At 36.4% G+C, this 3,560-nt stretch carries 5 protein-coding genes and 1 tRNA gene; 5 read left to right on the top strand and 1 reads right to left on the bottom strand.

From position 1 onward, the window contains the following. The 3 genes from PF272_RS01530 to PF272_RS01540 all read left to right on the top strand — a co-directional run. Positions 1-246, top strand: a 246-nt coding sequence (locus tag PF272_RS01530) for a hypothetical protein (RefSeq protein ID WP_271141376.1), incomplete at its 5' end; no start/stop codon positions are given. A 20-nt stretch (positions 247-266) separates the two neighbouring features. Further along, a complete protein-coding gene (locus tag PF272_RS01535; RefSeq protein ID WP_271141377.1) occupies positions 267-575 on the top strand; it encodes a MerR family transcriptional regulator in 309 nt (102 codons plus the stop codon). Then, positions 473-1,564 carry a tyrosine-type recombinase/integrase gene (locus PF272_RS01540; protein WP_271141378.1) on the top strand — a complete coding sequence of 364 codons (1,092 nt, stop codon included), beginning with the start codon at positions 473-475 and terminating at the stop codon, positions 1,562-1,564. Before PF272_RS01535 ends, PF272_RS01540 begins: the two co-directional genes overlap by 103 nt. Positions 1,565-1,600: 36 nt before the next feature. Here the strand turns inward: PF272_RS01540 and PF272_RS01545 are convergent. Next, positions 1,601-1,690: transfer RNA gene (locus tag PF272_RS01545), tRNA-Ser, on the bottom strand. 232 nt (positions 1,691-1,922) lie between these two features. Between PF272_RS01545 and dinB the strand changes: the two genes are divergently transcribed. Continuing rightward, positions 1,923-2,987 (top strand): DNA polymerase IV, encoded by a 1,065-nt coding sequence (gene dinB / locus PF272_RS01550; protein WP_271141379.1) that lies wholly within the window; start codon positions 1,923-1,925, stop codon positions 2,985-2,987. 100 nt (positions 2,988-3,087) lie between these two features. Next, a partial coding sequence (gene htpX, locus PF272_RS01555; protein WP_271141380.1) for a protease HtpX occupies positions 3,088-3,560 on the top strand: 473 nt, incomplete at its 3' end.

Here is a 3,560-nt window from a genome sequence, read left to right on the forward strand (position 1 = left end):
GAGAAATATTTATCCTTTTCTTTGAAAGGCTGTAGGACAGAAAAAGAAGTGAAAGCTAAGGTACTTGAGTGGTTAATACTCTCTAAAGATTTGAGAAGTAACATTAATAAATACTTAAATACTCAATTTACGAATAGAGATTTTGACTTGATCTACGAGTATTTAGGCAGAGCGGTAAATAGGGATCTGACACTAAAGTTTATTAATAAAAAATTTTCTATGGATGTATTTGATGAGCATAAATAATTCATTTTGGGGAAAAAAGCATGGAGCAAGCCTTATCTCTCAAGAAAGCAGCTAAATTGCTTGATATGAGTTATGACGCAGTTTATAACCATCGCCATAAATGGGGGTTTTTTAAAATGCCCGGTTCAAGATTATGGCGAATTTATTACTCCGACCTTGAAAAAATTCGTGAAAAACAAAATAATGTTTGCCGACTAGAAATGCAGGTCGGCGATAAGGAGAAACAATGTCGATCTACAAAAAAGAAAATGGTATATGGTGGATTGATTTCAGGGCACCGAGCGGACAAAGAATTAGACGCTCTGCTAAAACGACTGAAAGGAAACTAGCCCAACAATATCATGATAAATTAAAACATGAATCGTGGCAGGTTGAAAAATTAGGAAAGAAACCTGAACGTACAATGGAAGAGGCTTTGATTAGATTTTTAGAAGTCTCTCAAGGTCAAAAAGATCTGGAAACCAAAATACGCCATACTGAATATTGGCGAAGTGTATTAGGTGGACGATTACTTAGTTCTTTAACAACAGATGATATCTTAAATAACTTGCCAACTCATAAGAAAGGAACGCAAGAAAAGCTATCGCCTTCAACACAAAATCGGTATAGAACATCGATAATGCGAGTGCTATCACTGGCACATAAAGCAGGTTGGATTGATAGTATTCCTTTTGTACCAAAAAATGCTGAACCTAAAGTCAGGGTAAGATGGATTACAAAAAATGAAGCTAAAAAATTAATTGATTCTCTAAGGTTGCAATGGATGAAAGAAGTCTGTTATTTTGCTTTAATGACGGGAGCAAGAATGACGGAAATTTTATCTTTGACATGGGATAAGATTGATTTTGCTAGAAATATTGCGATCGTTACAGGTGATATTGCCAAATCAGGTAAATCTAGACCATTACCTCTAAGTGCGGACGCTATATTACTGCTTAAACGCAAAGAGCAGGAGCGAATTTCTGAATTTGTGTTTCATCGAGGAAAAGGAAAATATATTAGCGAGATAGATCGAGATGATTTTCAACGAGCATTAGAGCTTGCTAATATTTCGGATTTTCGTTTTCATGACTTGAGGCATACTTGGGCAAGTTGGCATGTTCAAAACGGTACTCCATTAATGGTATTAAAAGAATTGGGCGGTTGGGAAACCATAGAGATGGTAAAACGATATGCCCACTTAAATGCTAACCATCTTTTAAGCTATGCAAATGTGGGTACATTTTGGGAACACTCTGCATTGAACAAGTTTGGCACAGTGGCAGAGAATGAAGATTTAATCTTAATTCCAGAAAAGAAAAAAGCCGCAAGCTATTGATTTTCCCAGAAAACTTGCGACCTAAAAGAAACTTGATGGCGGAGGAAGTGAGATTCGAACTCACGGAGGACGTAAATCCTCGCCGGTTTTCAAGACCGGTGCCTTCAACCGCTCGACCATTCCTCCGCAGTTGTTGGCTTAACTAAGCAGGGCTAATCATACGGATTTCAGGATCGTAAGTCAAGCAAGGAAAATACTTTTTTTAATGATTGCCTTAATATTAGCCAAGTGTGCAGTTAAGAGTAGAAAATTTGAGGGAAATAGAGAATGTATATAATGATAGTTTAATAAAATACTGTATTTTTATACAGTATTTTATTAAACTATCAGCTATTCAATATCCAATTACTGGAAAACAATGACTCAGCGAAAAATTATTCATATTGATATGGATTGTTTCTATGCTGCGATAGAGATTAGAGAGAATCCATCTTTAGCGGATAAACCTGTGGCTGTAGGAGGAACGCCACAACAACGAGGCGTATTAGCAACCTGCAACTATATTGCTCGTCAATATGGATTACATAGTGCTATGCCTACGGCACAAGCATTGAAACGTTGCCCGCATTTGGTATTACTCCCTGTGAATATGAAGTTTTATAAAGAAGTATCACAACAAATTCATCAAATTTTTCGACGTTATACTGAAATTATTGAGCCTTTATCATTAGATGAAGCTTATCTTGATGTAACGGAATCTACACAATGTTCAGGATCGGCAACATGGATTGCAGAAGCTATTCGGCATGATATTTGGCAAGAATTATATCTAACGGCTTCAGCGGGCGTTGCCCCATTAAAATTTTTAGCCAAAATTGCTTCAGAACAGAATAAGCCTAATGGACAATTTGTGATTTCACCAGAAAAAGTAGCTGAATTTGTTTATCATTTACCATTACGCAAAATTCCTGGAGTGGGGAAAGTAGTAGCAAGTAGGCTTACAGCAATGGGATTAGAAATCTGTGGTGATGTGCAACAATTTCCGCACCATATTTTAAATGATCAACTTGGTAAAATGGGAGAACGCATTTGGCAATTTAGCCATGCTATTGATGAGCGACAAGTACAGCCATACCGAGAAAGAAAATCAGTTGGTGTAGAAGAAACATTATTAACCGATTTAGCGACACCTGCACAAAGCCATCAAATTATGGAGAAACTCTACCAACAGCTATTACAGCGCTTACAAAAATATTCATTAAATTTTGCAACACAGACATTTAAATTAGGTATTAAGTTAAAGTTTGTTGATTTTCAAACGACAACAGTAGAAAAAACAGGATTATTGTGTCACTTAGCGCATTTTTGGCAATTATTAGAGATCGCTTGGCAACGGAGTCGAGGACGAAAAGTGCGTTTGATTGGCTTACATTTATATTTACCAGAAAGACAGCAATACCAACAAATGAGCCTATGGGAATAAAAGAAAAATTATTCTTTAATAACCCCTTGAAATTTATTTAATAAGTACGATATAAAAGACCGTTTTTGATGACATCATTACTAGAGGGAGAATGTAAAAAATGATGAGGATTATACTGTTTCTAATCACAAACATGGCAGTATTGTTTGTGTTTAATATTATTTTGACGCTGACGGGAATTCGTTCTCAAGATGCAATGGGATTATTGATTTTTGCTGCGTTGTTTGGTTTTAGTGGTTCACTTATTTCACTCTTTCTATCGAAAACAATGGCAAAACGTTCTGTGGGTGCAGAGGTGATTACTAATCCACAAAATGAAATGGAACGTTGGTTAGTTAATACGGTTAAACAACAAACCGAAAAATTAGGTTTACCGATGCCAGAAGTGGCAATTTATCATTCTGCTGATGTGAATGCGTTTGCAACAGGCGCGAGTAAAAATAATTCATTAGTTGCGGTAAGTACCGGACTATTAAATAGTATGACGCGTGATGAAGCGGAAGCAGTATTAGCTCACGAAGTTAGCCATATTGCCAATGGGGATATGGTAACTATGACTTTGTTACAAGGTGT

It is taken from the genome of Gallibacterium faecale, assembly GCF_027920745.1.
In the GTDB taxonomy this organism is placed as follows: domain Bacteria; phylum Pseudomonadota; class Gammaproteobacteria; order Enterobacterales; family Pasteurellaceae; genus Gallibacterium; species Gallibacterium faecale.